Raw genomic sequence first — 255 nt, 5'->3', positions numbered from 1 at the left:
AGCTTAACCGCAAGGAGGGCGCTTACCACGGTAGGATTCGTGACTGGGGTGAAGTCGTAACAAGGTAGCCGTATCGGAAGGTGCGGCTGGATCACCTCCTTTCTAGAGTGGCACTGGTCTTCGGACTGCTCATCAAGCGTTCACACTTATCGACTGTCAATATTAAAGAACAGCATTTGGGGCTGTAGCTCAGCTGGTTAGAGCACCGTGTTGATAACGCGGGGGTCGTTGGTTCGAGTCCAACCAGCCCTACCA

Annotated in this window: 1 tRNA gene and 1 rRNA gene; both read left to right on the top strand. The window is 53.3% G+C overall.

The annotated features are described in order from the left end of the window. Positions 1–102: ribosomal RNA gene (locus tag GEV01_RS30640) — 16S ribosomal RNA — on the top strand; the annotation flags it as partial. 76 nt (positions 103–178) lie between these two features. Next, a tRNA-Ile gene (locus GEV01_RS30635) sits at positions 179–255 on the top strand.

This window comes from Rugamonas rivuli, from assembly GCF_009380165.1.
GTDB lineage: Bacteria > Pseudomonadota > Gammaproteobacteria > Burkholderiales > Burkholderiaceae_D > Rugamonas > Rugamonas rivuli.
This window is presented reverse-complemented; position numbering and strand designations above follow the sequence as displayed.